We start from the raw sequence: 308 nt of genomic DNA on the forward strand, positions 1-308 counted from the left end.
GGTCTTGTTCGCCGCGCCGTCGTCGGCCCACAGCTCGTCCAGCGCCGTGTTGAGCTGCACGTCCACCGCGGTCGCCTCGTCCACCTCCGCCAGTTCGGCGAGCACGCGGACCACCTCGGGACGGTGGTTCACCAGCTGGTCCGGATGCCCGTCCGGGAGGGTTATCGGGCTGAGGTGCATGCCGATGCCGAGCCGGCCCGCGTGCTTGGCGATGGTGGTCAGCTAGTCTAGCGCAGCGGGCTGCACGGTCACGTTGCGGTTGATGTTTCCGGTGCCTAGCCCGCTGGCGTGTGCCTCGGCTCGCAGTA

At 69.2% G+C, this 308-nt stretch carries 1 protein-coding gene; it reads right to left on the reverse strand.

Translation table 11 applies throughout. From position 1 onward, the window contains the following. Window positions 1–180: hypothetical protein (locus UK12_RS35080; RefSeq protein ID WP_045307273.1), on the reverse strand; the 180-nt coding region annotated here is incomplete at its 3' end. Window positions 181–308: the final 128 nt, after the last annotated feature.

Source organism: Saccharothrix sp. ST-888, from assembly GCF_000955975.1.
Lineage (GTDB): Bacteria > Actinomycetota > Actinomycetes > Streptomycetales > Streptomycetaceae > Kitasatospora.